This window comes from Streptomyces iranensis (assembly GCF_017874715.1).
Lineage (GTDB): Bacteria > Actinomycetota > Actinomycetes > Streptomycetales > Streptomycetaceae > Streptomyces > Streptomyces iranensis.
Genome location: NZ_JAGGLR010000029.1, coordinates 18695 through 39921, shown reverse-complemented (window position 1 = coordinate 39921; position 21227 = coordinate 18695). Strand labels below are relative to the sequence as shown.

The following is a 21227-nucleotide window of genomic DNA, read 5'->3' as shown; positions in this document are numbered from 1 at the left end:
CCATCTTGCGTATGACGCAAGAGGACAGCGCTCTCGACGCCCTGGTTCGCAAGCGGATCAGGGGACTGCGTTCGGCCATGGGCTGGTCGCTGGACGATCTGGCCGCCCGCTGCTATCTGAGTCCGTCCACGCTGAGCCGGATCGAGACGGGGCATCGACGGATCAGTCTTGATCAGTTGAGCGCGATAGCGCGGGCCCTGGGGACCAGTCTGGATCAGCTGGTGGAGTCGACCGCCGACGATGACGTGCTCATCCGTCCGCAGCATGACGCGGCGCGCGGGCTGACCACCTGGATGCTGAACCGGCAGCCCGGGGTCATCGTGGCCAAGCTGCGCCTCACCAAACCGGCCCCGACCAGTGCCGAGGCGCTGAAGGTCCATCCGGGCAGGGACTGGTTCACGGTCCTGTCCGGGGCCGTCACGCTCGTGTTGGGGGATCGCAGGATCGTCGTCGAGACGGGGCAGGCGGCGGAGTTCTCCACGATGATCCCCCACGCCTTCGGAGCGCACGGCGGGCCTGCCGAGGCCCTGGGCATCCTGGACCAGGACGGGCGCCGTACGCATCTGCGGTCCCTGCCGGACGGGGGCGGGGATGAGGATACGGAGGAGGGCCGGGGCTCCTGAGGGGAGCCCCGGCCCTGGAGAGGCCGGTCCGGTCCTGCCCGGACTCAGTCCTGGTGGACCTCGTTGCTCCCCGGGCCGCCGGAGAGGGTGTCATCGCCCTGGCCGCCCCACAGCACGTCGTCGCCGCTGTTGCCGTAGATCGTGTCGTCGCCGTCCTCGCCATACAGCGTGTCGTCGTCCTGGTCGCCGTAGATGGCGTCGGCGCCCTTGCCACCGCGCAAGACGTCCTTGCCGGTGCCCCCGCGCAGGACGTTGTCCTCGGAGCCGCCGGTGATGGTGTCGTCGCCGGCGTCACCGTGGCATTCCTGCGAGCAGTTGGTGATGGTGTCGTCGCCGTCGCCGCCGTAGGCGCCGAAGCCCATGACACCGCCGCCGCCGTCGATCTGGTCGTCGCCGTCCTCGCCGTAGAACATCGGCGCCGCGCCGCCCTTGAGGACGTCGTTGCCGGCGCCACCGTGAATTCCGGCGTAGGCCGAGCTGTTCGCATCGAGCTTGATGGTGTCGGCACCGTCACCGAGGTCGACGTCGTAGTTATCCGAGTCGTCGGAGTTCTGCGGGATTTCCACCGCGCACTGAGCGACGGTGTGATCGCCCGCGGTCGGGTAGGTGCACTCGTCCCAGTCCGCCGCTTGCGCATCGATGGTGATGTCACCCTGGTCGCGGAAGGTGAGGACGTAATAGTCCTCGAATTCCCCACGGCTGACGATCTGCTCGGAGACCGTCAGATTGTTCTTCTGCCCCGCGGCGGCCTTGTACCAGAGCTCGCCGTCCTCGTGGACGAGAGAACCCGAGGTCGCCGGGGCCGCCTGGGCGGCGGGCGCCGCGAGCGCGGCTCCCCCAAGGGCGAGAGCGAGGGCGGCCGTAGCGGCCATGGTGCGGTATCTGCGCATAGGGAATCGGCCCTTCGTGCGATCAGTGCCGATCGGGCCGGCGGGAAAGTTCGGTTGAGTCACCGGGCACCGGCGATCGGCGATTCGGAGTTTCCGATCGCCCCGGTAGACCGCGATGGACGGCAAGCGGTTGCTCCGGAAATCCCCTAGCTTCCCGCAGGTTTCCCGCAGTCGCAGGTCATCGAGTTATTCGAAGGGAGTTGCACAAGAAATAACGACATCCCCGTAACCGGCCTTTCCGGGCCGCTTAACCCCTTGTTCACCCGGCCGGTTCCGGCGGACGCCCACATCCGTTCGCCCGGGTCGCCACGGAGGTCATCGCACGGGAGGAGCCGGGACCGACCCGGACGTGGGCGGTGGTCCACCGGCCCGGCGCCCGTCCGGGGACCGCGCCAGAAAGCCTCCGCGAGAGGGCCGCCGAGAGAAAGTCGCCAGGAGAAAGCGGCGCAGGAAACTGATCCGGATTCCAGTAAACATTTCCTGGAGAACATCTCCGGAATCTGTGGAGCTTCGGCGTATCCGCCTGTCAGGATCTTCCCTCATACCTTCCCCGTTCACTCAGGAATATCAGGGATTCTCGTGCGGAAAATGAATGCGGCCGCCACCGCGGCCGTCGCGGTACTGGCTCTGGCGCTGACCGGCTGCGGCAAGGACGACGACAAGGGCGCCCAGTCGTCCGGCGGCTCCGACAAGACGGCGTCCGCTCACAAGGCGGACAAGGCGGAGCGGGGCACCGCGTCCGCCACTCCCACCAGTGCGAGCCCCAGCCCGAGCCGTACAAAGCCCGCCAAGAGCCCCAGCGCGAACCCGAGCAGTCCCAGGGCCACCCGCGCCGCCGACGGCACCACCCCGGCCCCGCGCCGCACGACTCCGAAGACGCAGGCCCCCGCGCCGACCCGTGCGGGCGCCCCGGCGAGCGTGCAGGGCACGTGGTACTCCGAGGTGCGTGACCCGAACGGCAAACCGGTCGTCATGACCGTGACCGGCGGTTCCCTGACCGTGGGGTACCAGGGCAAGTCCTGCCCCGGGACGATCAGCGCGAGCATGGCCGTCACCATGACCTGTCAGGGCGAGACCATCTCCGGCGGCCACGCCGTGGTCAGCGGTGACGGCCAGAGCCTCAGCGTCAACTGGCCGCAGGGCAAACCCGACCGGTACGTCCGCCCGTGAGCCGACCCCTGGTCGGTGCGGCCCGTGGTGCGGCCCGTGTCGCGGTCCGTCAGTGGGGTCGGCCGGTGTTGAGCCGGGCGGCCTGGCGGGTCAGGTAGTCGCGCTCGGCGAGGTTGGCCGCCTTGTGGGCCGCCTCGGCGTACAGCCGGGCCGCCGTCGCCAGGTCGCCATCGCGCTCGTGGAGGTACGCCGCCACCGCCGCGTGGCGGGGCAAGGGGTATCCCCCGCTCGAAGAGCCGGCGGAAGACGCGTCCAGTTCCGCGAGCGCGGCCAGCCCGGCGCGCGGCCCATCGGCCTCGCCGACCGCCACCGCGCGGTTGAGCCGGACGACCGGGCTGTCGGTCAGGCCCGCGAGCTCGTCGTACCACTCCACGATCTGCACCCAGTCGGTCTCCTCGGCGGTGGGCGCGTCGGCGTGGAGGGCCGCGATGGCGGCCTGCGCCTGGAACTCGCCCAGTCGGTCGCGGGCGAGCGCCGCCTGCAGGATCTCCACCCCCTCGGCGATCGCCTTGGTGTCCCACCGGGAGCGGTCCTGCTCGGCGAGCGGCACCAGGCTGCCGTCGGGCGCGGTCCGGGTGGCGCGCCGGGCGTGGTGGAGCAGCATCAGGGCGAGCAGCCCCGCCACCTCGGGGTGGTCGATCGCGGTGACGAGCTGCCGGGTGAGCCGGATGGCCTCGGCGGCGAGGTCGACGTCGCCCGAGTAACCCTCGTTGAAGACCAGGTACAGCACGCGCAGCACGGTTGCGACGTCGCCGGGCTGGTCGAACCGTACGCCGGAGACGGTGCGCTTGGCCCGGCTGATGCGCTGCGCCATGGTCGCCTCGGGCACCAGATACGCCTGGGCGATCTGGCGGGTGGTGAGCCCGCCGACCGCGCGCAGCGTGAGCGCGACGGCGGACGACGGCGTCAGCGACGGGTGGGCGCACAGGAAGTACAGCTGGAGCGTGTCGTCCACCGAGGCCGCGGGCCCGGACGCCGGTTCCTCCTCGACGAGGTCCTCACGCCGGCGGCGGGCCGCGTCCGCCCGGGTCGCGTCGAGGAACTTGCGCCAGGCCACGGTGGTCAGCCAGCCCTTCGCGTCACGCGGGGGGTCGGCCGGCCAGCCGCGGACCGCCTCGATCAGCGCGTCCTGCACGGCGTCCTCGGCCGCCGCGAAATCGGCTCCGCGGCGGACGAGGACGCCGAGCACGCCCGGCGTGAGGCTCCTGATCAGGGCCTCGTTCATCTGCGTCACTTGAAGGTGCACTCCGTGGTGCTGGGCTTGGCGGCCAGGAACGGGCGCACCTCCAGCCACTCGTGGATCGGCTTCCCGTCCTTCCCCGGAGCGGCCGACAGCTCACCGGCCAGCTCGACGGCGCGCTCGTGGCTGTCGACGTCGATGATCATCCAGCCCGCGATGAGATCCTTGGTCTCGGCGAACGGACCGTCGGTGACCGGCGGACGCCCCTCACCGTCGTACCGCACCCACGACCCCTCCGGGGCGAGCGCCTGACCGTCGACGAACTCGCCGGACTTCTCCAGCCGGGCCGCGAAGTCGTTCATGTACTGCACGTGCGCCGAGATCTCCTCCGGCGTCCACTGGTCCATCGGCACGTTGTTCACCGGAGCCGGGGCGCCGCGGTAGTGCTTCAGCAGCAGATACTTGGCCATCGTGGTTCTCCTCGATGCGGATGCGACCCATTGTGGTCGCGTTCACCCCGGGGACGGAGCCGGTCACGCGTTCTCGACATCCCCGTCCGAGATTTTTTTCCGCTGTTCCTCGATCCGGTGCAGCACCGAGTCCAGATGGGCTTCGGAGGCCGCTCGGGCCGCCTCCGGGTCGCGGGCCTCGATCGCCCGCAGGATGGCCTGGTGCTCCTCGATGGTGGCGCGCCGGCGGGCGGCGGACAGCGAGGTCTTGCGCCGCCCCGGCTCGCCGATCTCGTAGACCCGGTCCAGCAGCCGCAGCAGCAGGGGGTTGCGGGTGTACTGGGCGATGGCGCGGTGGAAGGTGCGGTCCAGGTCGGTGAACTCCTGCCGCGTGGGCTCCCGTCGCATCGCGTCCAGCAGGGCGTGCAGCTGGACGATGTCGGAGGGGGTGGCCCGCCGGGCGGCCCGCGCGGTCACCGAGGGCTCGATACACGCGCGCACCTCCATGACCTGCAACAGCTCCGCCGTGGCATCAAGCCCCGAGGCCAGGAGGTCACCGCGCGGAGTGGCTCCCGGGTCGAGCACGACGGTGCCGGAGCCGGGGCGCCGGACGACCAGTCCGCGCGAGGCGAGCGCGCGCAGCGCCTCGCGGACCGAGCCCCGGGAGACGCCGAGGCTCTCCGCGAGCTCCCGCTCCGGGGGGACGCGGGAACCGGGCGCCAGCTCTCCGCTCAGGATCAACCGCTCCAGGCCGACGGCCAGGGCGTCCGGCCTCGACAGGGTGGAGTGCCGCAGTTGCCGCCAGTCCATCTCCTGGCTTTCCTCCGACTTCTTCGGCTTTCTTCAGCTTTCCGGCCCGGCCGGTGGTCCAGAGTCTCACACCCGGCGGGCGCCACCCCCGGCGTCCGCCCGGCGTCCCTCCCGGCCTCCTCCCGACCTCCTCCCGGCCACCGCCGCGAGCGGATTTAACCAGGTGGTGACGGGCGGGCAACCGGAGCCGCCGGGTCCGCACGCTAGCGTCTGCCGACATCAATTTGGTCCTACCAATGGACCAACTGCCGTCCCTGCGCCATCCTGGCCGCACCGCAGCGCGCGCCCCCGACGTCCCCAGCAGTGAGGCACCCCGCCATGCGCCAGAGAACGAGCGGACCCAGCGACCGGCCCCCACCCACCCGCCACCGACCGCGCGCCGCCGCCCTCGCCGCCCAGGTGCTGTGTGTGCTGGTCGCCGGCGCCACCGCCGGCTGCGCCTCCCTGGCGTCCCCCACGGCCGAGGTGGGCGCCGACCGGATGACCGACCCCCGGCCCGCCCGCGACGGCGGAACGCTGACCATCGCCCTCAAATCGGACCCGGACAAGCTGGATCCCACCCTGGCCAGCACCGCCGTGGGCCGGACCGTGTTCACCGCGATGTGCGAGAAGCTCTACGACGTCGACGCCGAGAACCGGATCGTGCCGCAGCTCGCCGCCGCCCCGCCCACGACCGGCGACGGGGGCCGCACCGTCACCATCAAGCTGCGGCGCGGCGTCCGGTTCGCCGACGGCACCCGTATGGACGCCAAGGCGGTCAAGACCTCCCTCGACCGCCACCGGACGCTGACCGGTTCCGTCCGCGCGAGCGAGCTGAAGCCCCTCACCTCGGTCCAGGCGGTCGGCGACGACACCGTACGGCTGCGGCTGGCCAAGCCGTACGTCCCGCTGCTCGCACTGCTCGCCGACCGCGCGGGCATGGTGATGTCCCCGACCGCGCTGAAGCGCTACGGCAAGGGCTTCGCGAGCCACCCCACCTGCGTCGGCCCGTTCCGCTACGCCGAGCGTGTGGTGGGCGACCGGATCGTGCTGGACAAGGACCCGAACTACTACGACGCCGACGCGGTCCATCTGCGGCGGGTGATCTACCGCACCATCATCGACGGCAACGTCCGGCTGGCCAATCTCCAGTCCGGCGACATCCAGGTGGGCGACCAGATGGACCCGGTCCAGGTGGGCCGGGCACTCACCGAACCCGGGCTGCAGCTGTTCCACTCCCCCTCGCTGGGCTACTACGGACTGACCCTCAACATCGGCAATACGAAGGGCGCCGGGGCACCGCCGGGCCGGATCGACACCCCGATCGCGCGGGATGTGCGGGTGCGCGAGGCGTTCGACCTCTCCCTGGACCGCGACCTGATCAACACCATCGTCTTCCAGGGCCGCTACCGCCCCACCTGCGGCCCGCTCCCCTCCGGCACCCCGTACGCCACCGGGTCCCGCTGCCCGGCCCGCGACCTGGCCAAGGCCAAGCGGCTGCTCAGGGCCGCCAAGGTGACCACCCCGGTACGGGTGCGGCTCCAGATCAGCACCACCCCGGAGGACAACCGGCTGGGCCAGGTCATCCAGGCCATGGCCAAGGAGGCGGGCTTCGCGGTGAGCCTGACGCCCACCGAGTTCGCCACCGGCCTGGAGCACTCCCGCGCGGGCGACTTCCAGGCGGCGACCACCAACTGGTCGGGGCGGCTCGACCCGGCGGGCAACATCGACGTGTTCGCCGGCACCGGCGGCGCCCAGAACTACGGCGGGCTCTCCGACCCCGCCATCGACCGGCTGATCGCCGAGGGCGGCGCCACCGCGGGCAAGCCCGCCCGCAAGAAGATCTACGCCCGGCTCGTGGAGCGCGTACGCGCCGCGCACACCGTGCTCTATCTGATCCAGCCCACGAACTACGTCTCCGTGACGGAGAAGGTCGCCGGGCTGAAGGTCTTCGGCGACGGGCTGATCCGGGTGAAGGACGCCGGATATGTGAAGGGAGGGAGCTGATGCCGTATCCGATCCGCCGTCTCGGCGAATCACTGATCACGCTCTTCCTCGTCAGCGTCGTGGTCTTCGCAGGCGTACGGGCGCTGCCCGGCGACACCGCCACCGCGCTGGCCGGGGAGGAGCCCACGCCCGAGGCGATCGCCCAGATCCGCGAGAGCTACGGGCTCGACGACAACATCGTGGTGCAGTACCTGCGCTATGTGCGGCACGCCGCCACCGGCGACCTCGGCGTCTCCTCCCGCACCGGGCTGCCGGTCCTGGACTCGGTGATGGAGGCGCTGCCCGTCACCCTCGAACTGTCCGCCCTGGCCCTGCTGCTCGCGGTCGTGGTCGGCGTGGGCGCCGGGGTGGTGGCGGCGGTCCGGCGCGGCCGGCCCGAGGAGTGGCTGGTCAACGCGGTGGCGCTGCTGGGGCTTTCGGTGCCCGCCTTCTGGCTCGGCATCGTGCTCGTCCTCGCCTTCGCCATCGCCGTCCCGGTCTTCGCCGCCTCCGGTTTCGTGCCGTTCGGCGTGGACCCGATGGAGAACCTGCGCCATATGGTGCTCCCGGTGATCGTCCTCGGCTCCGGTCTGGCGGCGGTCGTGATGCGGCAGACGCGCGCGGCCATGCTGGGCTCGCTGTCCGCCGACTACGTCCGCACGGCGCGCGCCAAGGGGCTCTCCCGGCGTCAGGTGATCATGGGCCATGCGCTGCGCAACAGCCTGGTCACCGTGGTGACCGTGCTCGGGCTCCAGCTCGGGCACCTCATCTCGGGCGCGGTGGTCACCGAGCAGATCTTCGTCCTGCCGGGCTTCGGCAAGCTCACCATCGACGCGGTCTTCTCCCGCGACTACGCGATGGTGCAGGGCGTGGTGCTGTTCACCTCGACCGCCTACATCCTCGTCAACCTGCTGGTGGACCTGGCCTATTCGGTGATCGACCCCCGTATCCGGCTCGGAGGTGCCCAGTGAGAACCCGGTTCGGAGATGCCCCGCCCGGCGCACCGGGCATCCGCCTCGGAGGTGCCCAGTGAGCGCGGCCGCCACCGCCCTTCCCGCCGCCGAGGAGCGGGCGCGGGCCCCGCTCGCCCCGCTGTCCCGGCTGCGGCTGCTGACCCGTAACAAGCTGGCCCTCACCGGGGCCGTGGCCGCCGCGATCCTGGTGCTGATCGCGGTGTGCGCACCGCTCATCGCGCCGTACGACCCGGCCCGCCCCGACTTCGCCGCCGCCCTCCAGGAGCCGGGCTGGGCCCACTGGCTGGGCACCGACGACCTGGGCCGCGATCAGCTCTCCCGCGTCGTGTACGGGGTGCGGGCCTCGCTGCAGATCGGGCTGCTCGCGGTGGCGCTGGCCTTCGCGGCCGGGGTGCCGCTCGGGCTGATCGCGGGCTACTACGGGCGGTTCGCCGACTCCGTGGTCTCACGGCTCACCGACACCCTGCTCGCCTTCCCCTTCCTGGTGCTGGCCGTGGGCCTGGCCACCATCCTCGGGCCGTCCCTGCTGAACGCCACGATCGCGGTCGGCGTCTCGCAGATCCCGGCCGTCATCCGGATCACCCGGGCGGAGACGCTGCGGCTCAAACACCTCGACTATGTGGCGGCGGCCGTGGTGGGCGGCGGCGGGGACGGCACCGTGCTCTTCCGCCACATCCTCCCCGGCGCCCTGTCCGCGCTGACCGTCCAGGCCACCGTGGGCATCCCCACCGCGATCATCGGTGAGGCGCTGCTGAGCTTCCTCGGCCTCGGCGTCCAGCCGCCGTCCCCCTCGCTCGGGGTGATGCTCTCCAGCGCCCAGGCGTACATCGCCGCCGCGCCCTGGATGGCGGTCTTCCCGGGCCTGGCGATCATCGCCGCGACGCTCGCGTTCAATCTGCTCGGGGACGGGCTGCGCGACATCCTCGACCCCCAGGGAGACAGCCGATGACCATGTCGGGAGAGAGCCGATGACCACCTCCGCGCCCCCTGCCCTGAGCGTGCGGGACCTGTCCGTGGTCTTCCGCACCCCGACCCGCGTGGTCCACGCGGTGGACGGGCTGTCGTACGACATCGCCGCCGGTGAAGTCCTGGCCGTGGTCGGCGAGTCCGGCTGCGGCAAATCCGTCACCTCCACCGCCGTGATGGGGCTGCTGCCGCCCACAGCGAGCGTCGGCGGCTCCATCCGGCTGGGCGGACGGGAGTTGGTGGGGGCGGACGAGAGCGAACTGCGGGACGTCCGCGGCCGGGAGATCGCGATGATCTTCCAGGAGCCGATGACCTCGCTGAACCCCGTCCTCACCATCGGCCGCCAGGTCGGCGAGGTCCTCAGGCGCCATCAGGGGATCGGCCGCCGTGCGGCGCGCGAACGGGCCGTGGACCTGCTCGACCTCGTGGGCATCCCCGCCCCCGCCCAGCGGGCCCGCGACTATCCGCACCAGCTCAGCGGCGGAATGCGACAGCGGGTGATGATCGCCATCGCGATCGCCTGCGACCCCGCCGTGCTCATCGCCGACGAGCCCACCACCGCGCTGGACGTCACCGTGCAGGCGGGCATCCTGGAGGTGCTGCAGTCCCTGCGGGAGCGGCTCGGCACCGCCATCGTGCTGATCACCCACGATCTGGGCGTGGTCGCCGACACCGCCGATCGGGTGCTGGTGATGTACGCGGGCCGGGGCGTCGAACAGGCCCCGGTGGACGAGCTGTTCGGCGCGCCCCGCCACCCGTACACCCGCGGGCTGCTCGGCGCGGTGCCGGTGCCCGGCCGACGGCGGGCGGAGGGCGGGCGGGGGCGGCTCCAGGAGATCCCCGGACTGGTGCCGAGCCTCACCGAACAGCCCGACCGCTGCACCTTCCAGCCCCGCTGCTCCTACGCCGACGAGCGGTGCGGGGAACAAAGGCCCGCGCTGCGGGCGCTGCCCGAGCGGGACGAGAGGCATGAGGGGTACGAACGGTACGAGCGCTCCGAGCAATCCGAGCCACACGAGGCCGCGTGCTGGTATCCGGTGCCGGTACACCCTGAACACCGCGAATGCCCCGAAGAGGAGGCCGCCTCATGACCGCCGCCGCCGCGCCCGCGCAGGCGTCGCGGGATGACGCCGTGCTCGACATCAGCGGCCTCGTCCGCCACTTCACCGGCCCCGCCGGCACCGTCAGGGCGGTCGACGGGGTCAGCCTCAGCATCGGCCGGGGCGAGATCGTCGGCCTGGTCGGGGAGTCCGGCAGCGGCAAGTCCACGGTGGGGCGGTGCGCCGTACGGCTGGACCGGCCGACCGCGGGCCAGGTGACGATCAACGGCCGCGATGTGACCCGGCTGTCGAAGCGGGCGCTGCGTCCGCTGCGCAAGGACTTCCACCTGGTGTTCCAGGACCCGTCCTCCTCGCTCGACCCCCGGATGACCGTGGGCGCCATCGTCGGCCAGCCGCTGCGGCTGCACCGTCTGGCCTCCGGCGACGCCCTGCGCGACCGGGTCGCCGCGCTGCTGGCCCAGGTGGGGCTGCGGCCCGAACTGGCACGGCGGCGGCCCCATGAACTCTCCGGCGGGCAGCGACAGCGGGTCTCCATCGCCCGCGCGCTGTCGGTCGATCCCCAGCTGCTGGTGGCCGACGAGCCGACGTCGGCGCTGGACGTCTCCGTCCAGGCGTCCGTGCTCAACCTGCTGGCGGACCTCCAGCGGGAGCGGCGGTTCGGCTGTCTGTTCATCACCCATGACCTGGCCGCCGTCGAGTACCTCGCCGACCGGATCGCCGTGATGTATCTGGGGCAGCTGGTGGAACAGGCCCCGGCCGACGAACTGTTCGCCGACCCCAAGCATCCGTACACCCAGGCCCTGCTGTCCGCGGCGCCGGTACCGAACCCGGCCGCACAGCGGTCGCGCGCCCGGATCGTGCTCAGCGGGGAGCTGCCCAGCCCGCTGGATCCGCCGAGCGGCTGCCGCTTCCACACCCGCTGTCCGCTCGCCGTCGACCGCTGCCGCACCGAGCCGCCCGTGCTGCGGCGGATCGCGGGGGGCGGCGGCCGTCGTCAGGTCTCGTGCCATCTGGTGGCGGAGGACGGCACCGCGCCCGACGCCTCGTCCCCTGCGGACGCCGCTGTCCCGTGAGGGCGCCTCTGTCCCCTGCGGACGCCTCTGTCCCCCGAGGTCCGTGAGACCTGCCCGCACCGCTGCACCCGTACCCGCACCCGCACCCGCACCCGCCCTCGTACGAGACCAGGAGCCTGCCGACATGTTCACCACCCGGCCCACCCTGCAGGGCACCCATGGCATGGTGTCCTCCACCCACTGGCTGGCCTCGCAGTCCGCCATGGCCGTCCTGGAGGACGGCGGCAACGCCTTCGACGCGGCCGTGGCCGCCGGGTTCGTCCTGCATGTGGTCGAGCCGCATCTGAACGGGCCCGCCGGAGAGGTGCCGATCATCCTCGCCCCGGCGGGCGGCGAACCCACCGTGCTGTGCGGCCAGGGCCCGGCCCCCGCCGGAGCCACCATCGACCACTACACCGCGCTCGGCCTCGACCTCGTCCCCGGCACCGGCCCGCTCGCGGCGGCGGTGCCGGGTGCGTTCGACGCCTGGATGGTGCTGCTGCGCGACCACGGCACGAAGCGGCTCGCCGAGGTGCTGCGGTACGCGATCGGCTACGCCGAGCACGGCCATCCGGCGGTCGAGCGGATCGGGGAGACGGTCGAGACCGTGCGGGAGCTGTTCGAGACCGAGTGGACGACCTCGGCCGAGCTGTATCTGCCGGACGGGAAGGCCCCCGCCGCCGGGCGGCTGCTCACCAACCCCGCGCTGGCCGCCACCTGGCGGCGGCTGGTCGCCGAGGCGGAGGCGGCAGGGCCGGGACGCGAGACCCAGATCGAGGCCGCCCGCCGGGTCTGGCGCGAGGGCTTCATCGCGGAGGAGCTGGCGGACGCGGCGGCCCGGCCCGCGATGGACTCGTCCGGGCACCGCAACGCCGGGACCATGACCGGGGACGACCTGGCCGCCTTCGAGGCCACGTACGAGCCGCCGGTCCGTCACTTCTGGAACGGCTGGACCGTGTGCAAGGCCGGGCCCTGGAGTCAGGGGCCGGTGCTGCTCCAGCAACTCGCCCTGCTGCCGTACGGGCTGAGCGAGGCCGACCTGGGCACGCCCGACTTCCTGCACCTCCTGATCGAGGGCGGCAAGCTGGCCATGGCCGACCGCGAGGCGTGGTACGGGGACGCCGCCGACGTTCCGCTGACCGAGCTGCTCTCCCGTCCGTACAACGACGAGCGGCGGGCGCTGATCGGCGAACAGGCCTCGTACGAGCTGCGCCCCGGGCGCCCCGGTGGCCGTACGCCACGGCTGAGCAAGCAGGCGCTGGCCGCCGTGGCCCGCGCCGCGTCCGGGGCGGCCGGACCGGCCGCCGGGCCGGGCGGCGGCGAACCCACGGTCGGCGGAGGGGACCTGGGCCTGGGGCTGGGGGGCCGGGCCGCCGGCGAACCCGCCGTCGACCGGGATGGGGTGACCCGGGGCGACACCTGCCACCTCGACGTGGTGGACCGCTGGGGCAACATGGTCGCGGCCACGCCCAGCGGCGGCTGGCTGCAGTCCAACCCCGTCATCCCCGCGCTGGGTTTCCCGCTCGGCACCCGGCTCCAGATGACCTGGCTGGACCCCGGCCTGCCCAACTCCCTCACCCCCGGCCGCCGCCCGCGCACCACGCTCACCCCCTCGCTCGCGCTGCGCGGAGACACCCCCGTCATGGCCTTCGGCACTCCCGGCGGCGACCAGCAGGACCAGTGGAGCACGCACTTCTTCCTCGGCGTCGCGCTACGGGCACCGGTGCGCTCCGGGCTGGATCTGCAGGGCGCCATCGACGCCCCCAACTGGCACCAGGAGTCCTTCCCCGGCTCCTTCCACCCCCGGGCGATGACGGCGGGCCGGGTGGTCGTCGAGTCCCGCGTCGGCGAGCCCGCCCTTGCGGAACTCCGCCGCCGCGGCCATGACGTCGTGGTCGGCGACCCCTGGTCGGAGGGGCGCCTGTGCGCGGTCGCCCGCGACCCGGAGACGGGCGTCCTGCTTGCTGCCGCCAACCCGCGCGGCGCGCAGGGCTACGCGGTGGGGCGCTGACCGCCGGGGGCGGCGGGCGCGCCGGGTGGTGTCCTGTCCGACGGATCGCGACGCGTGCGGCGGGCTGCTCCCCTCCCCGCCCTTTCCCTAATCGGGGGCTCCGCCCCAGACCCCGGCCGGTGCGCTGATCGCGGCGACGGTCGGCTCGTCGACCCCCGGGGTCCAGGGGCGAAGCCCTTGCCACGCGGCGGAGCCGCATACCGATGCGGCGGGAAAGGGGCGGGAAGGGAAACAGCCCGCCCGCGCAGGTGTACGACGGCGAACAGCCGACTCGTCGCCTCCGGGGTCTGGGGGGGAGCCCCAGTTTCGGGAAGGGGCGGGGCGGGGACAGATTCGCCGGGCGGAATTCGCGGGCTAGCGGGCGTACGCGCTGGGGTCTGCGGACCGCAGCTGCTCGGCCCGCTTCAGCGGGTCGTAGCCGGGGCCGACGCCATCGGCCAGGATCACATCGCCGTCGGTGTGGTCGGTGCGCAGCGTCAGGATGTCCTGGTAGGCGGGCGACGCGTACCACTCGCGGGCGTCCGCCATCCCACCCGGGAACTCGATCAGCACCACGCTGCCCGGCCACTCACCCTCGACCACCTCCAGCGTGTCGCCGTGGATGAGGAACCGGCCGTGGAAGGGGTCGAGGGTGCCCTGGATCCGCTCCAGGTACTCGATGGCGTCGGGGTGCGGGGTGCGGCCGTGCAGATGCGCGAGCGCGTAGGCGGCGGGCATGGCTCCTCCAAGTGCTCCAGGCAGATCGGCGGACACGGATCAGCCTGCCGCGCCCCGCCGGGAGCGTCGATTACCCCCGAGGTCATGACCGCGGCCCCTGGCCTCAGCCGAAGATGCCCAGGTCCTCCCGCATGATCCGGCGCATCGCCGACAGCCGGGGCTCGGCCTCCTCGTCCGCGTACCCGTCGTCGCGGATCCGGTGCGGCGTGTCCGGATCATGGCGGCTATGACGGTGGACACCGGCCGAGCCCAGCCGCGCCCCCTTCCGGTGGTCTCCGCCGTATCCACAGGTTTTCCACAGGCAGGTCCGGACCCTTTCCGAAACCCAGGCGATCAGAACTAATGTGCTGTTTCATGCACACCCCACCCTCCGACGTGCCCGCCGACGTGCCCGCCGACCGCGCCGACCGTGTCGATGACGTTCTCGCCCTCGCCCGGCTGGCCACCCGGCACGGGGCGGTACGGGAGATGCTCGGCTGGCTGGCCCGGCGGACCGGGGGCCCGGCCGTGCTGGTCGGGGACACGGGGCGGGTGCTGGCCGGGCCGGGCGGGGAGCACGGCCCGGCGGTGGCGCGGCTCGCCTGCGGCGTCGCCGCCGAGGCCGCCGTCGAGCTGCACCGGCGCGGGGCGGCGTCCGCCGTGCTGGGCGGGGGCGAGGGGCCCCCGGTGCATCTGATCGCGCTCGACACCGGCCCCAGGACGTATCTCGCCGTCGTCGGGCCGGACGATCCGCACTGCGGAATGCTGCTCGCCGACGCCGCCCGCACCCTCGCCCTGTGCTGGCGGCTGGAGCAGTCCGAGCGGGCGCGGCGGCGGATCGAGTCGGCCGAGGAGCACAGCCGGGAGGCGGTGCTGCATCTGCTGATGGTGGGCAGCGTGCCCGCCGCGCAGCGGATCGCCGGGGCGCTGCGGCCGGCGCTGCCCACGGTGGTCCAGATGTATGTGATCGAGTGCCCGCACGCCCGGCGGCGCGAGATCGTCCGGCGGATCGACCGCGAGGCGGAGGGCGGGGCGTGGATCGTGCCGTGCCCGGTGCGCCCGAACCACGTGCTCGCGCTCGTACCGCCCGAGCCGGGCCCGGTGAGCGGTGACCCGCATGGCGGCCCGGCACCGCTGGACCTGCTGATCGTCCGGCTGGTGCCAGAGTGCCGGGTCGGGGTGAGCGCGGCGGTCGCGCTGCGGGACACGCCGACCGCGTACGAGCAGGCCATCCACGCGCTGGCGGTGGCCCGTAACGCGCCCGAGCGCCGCGCGGGCTTCGGCGGCGACGTGGATGTCACCGTCCTGGCGGGCCCGGAGGGCTATGTGTGGGCCAGCGAGCTCCTGGCGCCCTGTCTGCGCTACGCACCGGCCCGCCGCGCCGACCCGGGCCCGCAGGAGCTGCTGGGCACGCTCGGGTCGTGGCTCAGCTTCGGCGGGGCCGCCAGCCGTCATCTGAAGATCCACCGCAATACGCTCGCGGCGCGGATGCGCCATCTGGACGGACTGCTGGGCGTGGAGGTCAGCCGCAGCCTGGCCGCGCAGTCGGCCGCGTGGCTGGCGCTGCGGCTGCACACCGCGCCGCAGGCCGCGGCGGCCCGCGCCCAGGCCCCGCCGGGGCACACCGCCACGCTGGACGCGGTGCTGGGCACCCCCGCCGCCGGTACCTGGGCGCGGGCCCAGCTGCGCCCCCTGGAGCAGGCCGGTCCGACGGCCGGGCTGGAGACCATACGCACCTGGCTGCGCGCCGACGCCCGCCTCCCCGCCGCGGCCACCGCCCTGGGCATCTCGCTCCCGGGCGCCCGCAAGCGTCTGACCAGGGCGGAGGACGTCCTGGGCCGCTCCCTGCTGACCGCGCCGAGCGCGAAGTACGAACTATGGCTCGCGATGCGGGCCCTGGGCTCGCTCTGAGCCAGGCACCCACGACCGGAGGCGCCGCCGGGAACCGCCACCGACCGGGGGCGGCGCGGGCGCGCTCACCATTCGCCGTCGCACTCACCGTTCGCCGTCGCACTCACCGTTCGCCGTCGCACTCACCGTTCGAAGGGGAACCGCCCGGCGGGCTCACTGTGCACATCGTTCCTCGCCGCGGGTGCCGCGGCCGCCTATTGTCCTGGACAAGCCACGACGGGCCGTGCCGAGCCCCGCCTCTCGCCGAAGGCTGAGTGCGCACTCCCCCCGCCCGCACGGCATCACACCCGGCCACCCCGCCGGGCTCATGAGCCGGGGCCGGCCGCCGCGCGACGACGGGGGTGTCGCGCGCGGCCCGCCCCTGTCCCCGTGGAAACCGGCACAGGCAGGCCCACCCATTCGAGGGAATGAGCTGCCTTTACAAGGGTGCGCTTCTACAAGCAACTGCTTATACTCACTCGTGACGTGGTCAATCAACATCCATGACGAGGTGGCCGAATGGTTCCTCGCCCTATGTGTTCACGATCCGCACTCGGCCGACTCGGTGGAGCAGGCCATCGAGCTGCTGGCGGATATAGGACCGAGTCTCGGCCGTCCCATGGCCGATGTGATCCACGGCAGCTCGATGACGAACCTCAAGGAGTTACGCCCGGGGTCGGCGGGCCGGACCGAAATCCGCATCCTCTTCGTCTTCGACCCCGGCCGGGAGTGCATCCTCCTCGTGGCGGGCGACAAGGCGGGCAACTGGCGGCGCTGGTACGACACCGCCGTCCCACTCGCCGAGGAGCGCTACCGGCAGTACCTCGACCACAAGGAGAAGGCGGCGGAATGAACGGTTTCACCTCGTGGGACGAGGTCAAGAGGAGCGGCGAGCGGGTCCGCCGCGAAGCCCACCCCGAGGTGGGCGAGGCGGAGTGGGCGGCGCGGAAGGAGGCGGCGCGTCTGCAGCAGGAGGCCCACCTCCTGGGCCATCACCTGCAGCGGCTGCGGAGGGAACGGGGTCTCACCCAGCAGCAGGCCGCCGCCCAGCTCGGCATCACCCAAGCCCGCGTCTCCCAGCTGGAGCAGGGCAAGTCGGTGGACCTCACGGCGATGCGCGCCTATGCGCAGGCCCTGGGGGCGCGGCTGACCCTGGTGCTCGAAGTCGACGATCAGCAGATCCGCATCGCCTGAGTACGATCGCCATCACGCCCCCAGGATCCCCCTCACGACCCCAGGATCGACGTCAGGAACTCCCCGGTCCACGCCAGCAGCTCCCGCCCCACCAGCGGCTTTCCGCCGATGCGGGCGGTGGCGGGGCGGGGCACCAGGACCTGCTTGGTGGCGGGCTTGATGACCGAGCGCTGATAGAGGCGCTTGAGGCGCAGCTCCTGGGATTCGCGGAGCTCCACCGGGGAGAAGCGGATGTTGGAGCCCTGGAGGGTGATGTCGGTGACGCCGCAGGCGCGGGCCAGCAGGCGCAGGCCGGCGACCAGGAGCAGGTTCTCCACCGGCTCGGGGAGCTTGCCGTAGCGGTCGGTGAGCTCCTCGCGGACAGCGCGGATGTCGTCCTCGCTACTGGCGGAGGCGATCGCCCGGTACGCCTGGAGGCGCAGCCGCTCGCCGGGGGCGTAGTCGTGCGGGACGTGCGCGTCGACCGGAAGCTCGATCTTGACCTCCAGCGGCGCCTCCACGGGCTCGCCCTCGCCCGCCTCGATCGAGGCACGGTAGTCGGCGACGGCCTCGCCGACCATCCGGACGTAGAGGTCGAAGCCGACGCCCGCGATATGGCCGGACTGCTCGCCGCCGAGCAGATTGCCCGCGCCGCGGATCTCCAGGTCCTTCATCGCCACGTACATGCCCGCGCCCATCTCGGTGTGCTGCGCGATCGTGGCCAGCCGCTCATGGGCGGTCTCCGTGAGCGGCTTCTCGGGCGGGTAGAGGAAGTACGCGTAACCGCGCTCGCGGCCACGGCCGACCCGGCCGCGCAGCTGGTGCAGCTGGGAGAGGCCGAAGTTGTCGCCGCGCTCGACGATCAGGGTGTTGGCGTTGGAGATGTCGATCCCGGACTCGACGATGGTCGTGGAGACCAGGACGTCGAACTTCTTCTCCCAGAAGTCGACCACGACCTGCTCCAGCGCGCCCTCCGACATCTGCCCGTGGGCGGTGGCGATCCGCGCCTCGGGGACGATCTCGCGCAGCCGGGCGGCGGCCCGGTCGATGGACTCCACCCGGTTGTGGATGTAGAAGACCTGGCCCTCGCGGAGCAGCTCGCGCCGGATCGCGGCGCCGATCTGCTTCTGCTCGTACGCACCGACGAAGGTCAGCACCGGATGGCGCTCCTCCGGCGGGGTGGTGATCGTGGACATCTCGCGGATACCGGTGACCGCCATCTCCAGGGTGCGCGGGATGGGCGTGGCGGACATGGTCAGCACGTCCACATTGGCGCGGAGCTTCTTCAGCTGCTCCTTGTGCTCGACGCCGAAGCGCTGCTCCTCGTCCACGATGACCAGGCCCAGGTCCTTGAACTTGGTTTCGGAGGAGAAGAGCCGGTGGGTGCCGATGACGATGTCGACCGAGCCGTCCCGCAGCCCCTCCAGCACCGCCTTGGCCTCGGAGTCGGTCTGGAAGCGGGAGAGCGCCCTGACGTTGACGGGGAACTGGCCGTACCGCTCGCCGAAGGTGCCGAAGTGCTGCTGCACCAGCAGGGTCGTGGGCACGAGCACCGCCACCTGTTTGCCGTCCTGGACCGCCTTGAAGGCCGCGCGGACCGCGATCTCGGTCTTGCCGTAGCCGACGTCGCCGCAGATCAGCCGGTCCATCGGAACCGACTTCTCCATGTCCTCCTTGACCTCGGCGATGGTGGTGAGCTGGTCGGGGGTCTCCACGTACGGGAACGCGTCCTCCAGCTCGCGCTGCCAGGGGGTGTCCGCGCCGAAGGCATGGCCGGGCGCCGCCATCCGGGCCGAGTAGAGCTTGATCAGGTCGGCGGCGATCTCCTTGACGGCCTTCTTGGCGCGCGCCTTGGTCTTGGTCCAGTCGGCGCCGCCGAGCCGGTGCAGGGTCGGCGCCTCGCCGCCCACGTACTTGGTGACCTGCTCCAGCTGGTCGGTGGGGACGAAGAGCCGGTCGCCGGGCTGGCCGCGCTTGGCCGGGGCGTACTCCACCACCAGATACTCGCGGGTGGCGCCCTGGACGGTGCGCTGCACCATTTCGATGTAGCGGCCCACGCCGTGCTGTTCGTGGACGATGAAGTCGCCCGCCTCGAGGGTGAGCGGATCGATCGTCTTACGGCGGCGCGCGGGCATCCGCGCCCCGTCCTTGCCCGCGGCCTTCTGCCCGGACAGATCCGTCTCGGTCAGCACGGCCAGCTTCAGGGCCGGGTCGACGAAGCCGTAGTCGATCGAGCCGCAGGCCACATGCACCACGGACGGCTTGATCTCGGTGAGGTCGCCGTCCAGCCGGGCCGCGATCCCCTCGCCGCCGAGCACCTCGACGGTACGGGAGGCGGGGCCGTGACCCTCGGTCACGTAGACCGTGCGCCAGCCGTCGGCGAGCCAGCCCTTGGTGTCGGCCAGCGCGCGGGCGGTGTCGCCGCGGTAGCTCTCGGTGGCGTGCATACCCAGCTTGACCGTATCCGCGTCAAGCTCCTCGTCGGCCGCGAAGGGGCTCACCGACCACCACATCATGCCCAGCTCACGGGCGTGGTCGCGGACGTCCGCGATGCTCCACAGGGAGGCCGCGCCGACGTCGATCGGGGCCTCGCCTCCCCCGGCGGTGGCCGCCCAGGACGCCTGGAGGAACTCCTGGCTGGTGGCCACCAGGTCCGCCGCCCGGGTGCGCACCCGCTCCGGCTCGCAGACGACCGTCATGCTGCCCGCCGGGAGGACGTCCAGCAGCAGCTCCATGTCGTCCACCAGCACCGGGGCCAGGGACTCCATGCCCTCGACCGCGATCCCCTCGGCGATCTTGCCGAGCAGCTCGCCCAGCTCGGGATGGGCCTCGGCGAGGGCCGCGGCCCGCTCCCGTACGTCGTCGGTCAGCAGCAGCTCCCGGCAGGGCGGGGCCCACAGCCCGTGCTCGGCGACCTCCAGGGAGCGCTGATCGGCCACCTTGAAGTAGCGGATCTCCTCGATGTCGTCGCCCCAGAACTCGATCCGGAGCGGATGCTCCTCGGTCGGCGGGAAGACGTCCAGGATGCCGCCGCGCACGGCGAACTCGCCGCGCTTCTCGACCAGCTCGACCCGGGAGTACGCGGCGGCCGCGAGCCCGTCCACGATCTCCTCCAGATCGGCGGTCCGCCCGGCCCGCAGGCTCACCGGCTCCAGGTCACCGAGCCCCTTGACCTGCGGCTGGAGCACGGACCGTACGGGCGCGACCACCACCGAGACGGGACCGGCCGCCGGGTCGTCCGGGCTCGGATGGGCCAGCCTGCGCAGCACCGCGAGACGCCGCCCGACCGTGTCCGAGCGCGGGGAGAGCCGCTCGTGCGGCAGCGTCTCCCAGGACGGGTACTCCACCACCCCGTCCGGCGGCAGCAGCGAGCGCAGCGCCGCCGCCAGGTCCTCCGCCTCCCGGCCGGTGGCCGTCATCGCGAGCACGGGACGGCCCGCGGAACGGGCCAGCGCGGCGATGGCGAACGGACGGGCGGCGGGCGGGCCGACCAGATCGACGTGGGGGCGATGGCCGTCGGCGGCACCGCGCACCGCCTCGGCGAGCGCGGGGTCCCTTACGACGGCGTCGAGCAGACCGGTGAGGCTCATAAAGGGGTATTCCATCCCGGAGGCGGACAACGCGAATGACCCGACACGTGTCACGGGCCGGGGGTCTTCCAGAGTACGGCCACCCGCCGACAATCTCCGCCGGTCCGTCCGCCCGCCCGGTCGCCGGTGGATCGCCCCCGATCAGACCGGCGTCGTGCCCGAGCACCCCGCGGTGAGAGTGCTGCCGGGCTTGTTCTTCTTCGTCTCCTCGTCCTCGAGCTTCCCGTCGACGAATATCTGGCAGCCGATTTCCTTCTTCGGCTCCGCGGAACCCGCTTGCAACGACAGCGACCTTCCGGGCTTCACCTTGAACTTCTTCGACCACGGTGTCTTGACGTTTTCGAGATCCAGGTCGGCGTCACCGCTGCTCTTCTTGGCGTCGGTATACAGACTCGAATTGATGCCGGGAATATATACGCTCGCCGGCGAATCCCCCGTCACCTTGAATTCGACGGTCACCATGCCGCCGTCCTCGGCTTTGCTCTTGTCGCCATCGTCGGAGCAGCCCGCCAGCAGGGCTACCATGATGGCCAGGCCGGCCACAGCCTTATGTGTACGCATTATTCCCCAACGGTATTTTCCACTCATGGCCGGTTATCAATCATGGGCAACCGGCCGCGAGCCATTTTCACATGCGTTCCGCCGCGGAACCAGCGATTCCTGCCCTTTTCCGGATCAGTTCGACTGCACCGGAGATAATTAGGCCTTCAAGGTGGACTGGGCGTGA

General features: G+C 72.1%; 18 protein-coding genes. 11 read left to right on the top strand and 7 right to left on the bottom strand.

What is annotated here, in order from left to right; all coding sequences use genetic code 11:
- The first annotated feature begins 11 nt into the window (after nt 1–11).
- On the top strand, nt 12–623 hold the full coding sequence (locus J2Z30_RS40690; RefSeq protein ID WP_044570826.1) for a helix-turn-helix domain-containing protein: 612 nt from the start codon (nt 12–14) through the stop codon (nt 621–623).
- 44 nt (nt 624–667) lie between these two features.
- Here the strand turns inward: J2Z30_RS40690 and J2Z30_RS40685 are convergent, their stop codons facing one another.
- Nucleotides 668–1513 carry a calcium-binding protein gene (locus J2Z30_RS40685; protein ID WP_044570827.1) on the bottom strand — a complete coding sequence of 282 codons (846 nt, stop codon included), beginning with the start codon at nt 1511–1513 and terminating at the stop codon, nt 668–670.
- Between the two features lie 579 nt (nt 1514–2092).
- Here J2Z30_RS40685 and J2Z30_RS40680 point away from each other — a divergent pair.
- The gene (locus J2Z30_RS40680; protein WP_209469047.1) at nt 2093–2683 is read left to right on the top strand and encodes a hypothetical protein; all 591 of its coding nucleotides are present in this window, start codon (nt 2093–2095) and stop codon (nt 2681–2683) included.
- 49 nt (nt 2684–2732) lie between these two features.
- Here J2Z30_RS40680 and J2Z30_RS40675 read toward each other — a convergent pair whose 3' ends face one another.
- The 3 genes from J2Z30_RS40675 to J2Z30_RS40665 form a co-directional block, all read right to left on the bottom strand.
- A complete protein-coding gene (locus J2Z30_RS40675) occupies nt 2733–3908 on the bottom strand; it encodes an RNA polymerase sigma factor (protein WP_044581504.1) in 1176 nt (391 codons plus the stop codon).
- Nucleotides 3909–3913: 5 nt separating this feature from the next.
- The gene (locus tag J2Z30_RS40670; protein WP_044570830.1) at nt 3914–4333 is read right to left on the bottom strand and encodes a YciI family protein; all 420 of its coding nucleotides are present in this window, start codon (nt 4331–4333) and stop codon (nt 3914–3916) included.
- 63 nt (nt 4334–4396) lie between these two features.
- Nucleotides 4397–5122, bottom strand: a complete 726-nt coding sequence (locus J2Z30_RS40665) for a FadR/GntR family transcriptional regulator (protein WP_044570833.1) — start codon at nt 5120–5122, stop codon at nt 4397–4399.
- Nucleotides 5123–5440: 318 nt separating this feature from the next.
- Between J2Z30_RS40665 and J2Z30_RS40660 the strand changes: the two genes are divergently transcribed.
- The 6 genes from J2Z30_RS40660 (at nt 5441) to J2Z30_RS40635 (ending at nt 13151) form a co-directional block, all read left to right on the top strand.
- Nucleotides 5441–7108 (top strand): ABC transporter substrate-binding protein, encoded by a 1668-nt coding sequence (locus J2Z30_RS40660; protein WP_107073308.1) that lies wholly within the window; start codon nt 5441–5443, stop codon nt 7106–7108.
- Complete coding sequence (locus J2Z30_RS40655) at nt 7108–8058, top strand: ABC transporter permease (protein WP_044570835.1); 951 nt, start codon at nt 7108–7110, stop codon at nt 8056–8058. Before J2Z30_RS40660 ends, J2Z30_RS40655 begins: the two co-directional genes overlap by 1 nt.
- 130 nt (nt 8059–8188) lie before the next feature.
- Entirely contained in the window at nt 8189–9010 is an 822-nt protein-coding gene (locus J2Z30_RS40650) for an ABC transporter permease (RefSeq protein WP_372453391.1), read from the top strand.
- 19 nt (nt 9011–9029) lie between these two features.
- On the top strand, nt 9030–10118 hold the full coding sequence (locus J2Z30_RS40645; protein WP_078956699.1) for an ABC transporter ATP-binding protein: 1089 nt from the start codon (nt 9030–9032) through the stop codon (nt 10116–10118).
- Nucleotides 10115–11161: an ABC transporter ATP-binding protein gene (locus J2Z30_RS40640; RefSeq protein WP_044570837.1), complete on the top strand. Its 1047-nt coding sequence runs from the start codon at nt 10115–10117 to the stop codon at nt 11159–11161. The genes J2Z30_RS40645 and J2Z30_RS40640 overlap by 4 nt, the downstream gene beginning before the upstream one ends.
- A gap of 124 nt (nt 11162–11285) precedes the next feature.
- Nucleotides 11286–13151 carry a gamma-glutamyltransferase family protein gene (locus tag J2Z30_RS40635; protein WP_044570839.1) on the top strand — a complete coding sequence of 622 codons (1866 nt, stop codon included), beginning with the start codon at nt 11286–11288 and terminating at the stop codon, nt 13149–13151.
- Nucleotides 13152–13505: 354 nt separating this feature from the next.
- Here J2Z30_RS40635 and J2Z30_RS40630 read toward each other — a convergent pair whose 3' ends face one another.
- Nucleotides 13506–13868: a DUF1330 domain-containing protein gene (locus tag J2Z30_RS40630; RefSeq protein ID WP_044570841.1), complete on the bottom strand. Its 363-nt coding sequence runs from the start codon at nt 13866–13868 to the stop codon at nt 13506–13508.
- Between the two features lie 354 nt (nt 13869–14222).
- Here J2Z30_RS40630 and J2Z30_RS40625 point away from each other — a divergent pair, with 354 nt between their 5' ends.
- The 3 genes from J2Z30_RS40625 to J2Z30_RS40615 all read left to right on the top strand — a co-directional run bounded on the left by J2Z30_RS40625 (nt 14223) and on the right by J2Z30_RS40615 (nt 16931).
- Entirely contained in the window at nt 14223–15758 is a 1536-nt protein-coding gene (locus J2Z30_RS40625) for a PucR family transcriptional regulator (RefSeq protein WP_044570844.1), read from the top strand.
- A 460-nt stretch (nt 15759–16218) separates the two neighbouring features.
- A complete protein-coding gene (locus J2Z30_RS40620; protein WP_044570846.1) occupies nt 16219–16590 on the top strand; it encodes a type II toxin-antitoxin system RelE/ParE family toxin in 372 nt (123 codons plus the stop codon).
- Nucleotides 16587–16931 (top strand): helix-turn-helix domain-containing protein, encoded by a 345-nt coding sequence (locus J2Z30_RS40615; RefSeq protein ID WP_044570847.1) that lies wholly within the window; start codon nt 16587–16589, stop codon nt 16929–16931. The genes J2Z30_RS40620 and J2Z30_RS40615 overlap by 4 nt, the downstream gene beginning before the upstream one ends.
- 32 nt (nt 16932–16963) lie before the next feature.
- Here J2Z30_RS40615 and mfd read toward each other — a convergent pair whose 3' ends face one another.
- Nucleotides 16964–20500, bottom strand: coding sequence for a transcription-repair coupling factor (gene mfd, locus J2Z30_RS40610; RefSeq protein WP_044570850.1), 3537 nt, complete (start codon nt 20498–20500; stop codon nt 16964–16966).
- 141 nt (nt 20501–20641) lie between these two features.
- Entirely contained in the window at nt 20642–21043 is a 402-nt protein-coding gene (locus J2Z30_RS40605) for a hypothetical protein (RefSeq protein WP_044570853.1), read from the bottom strand.
- Between the last annotated feature and the right edge of the window lie 184 nt (nt 21044–21227).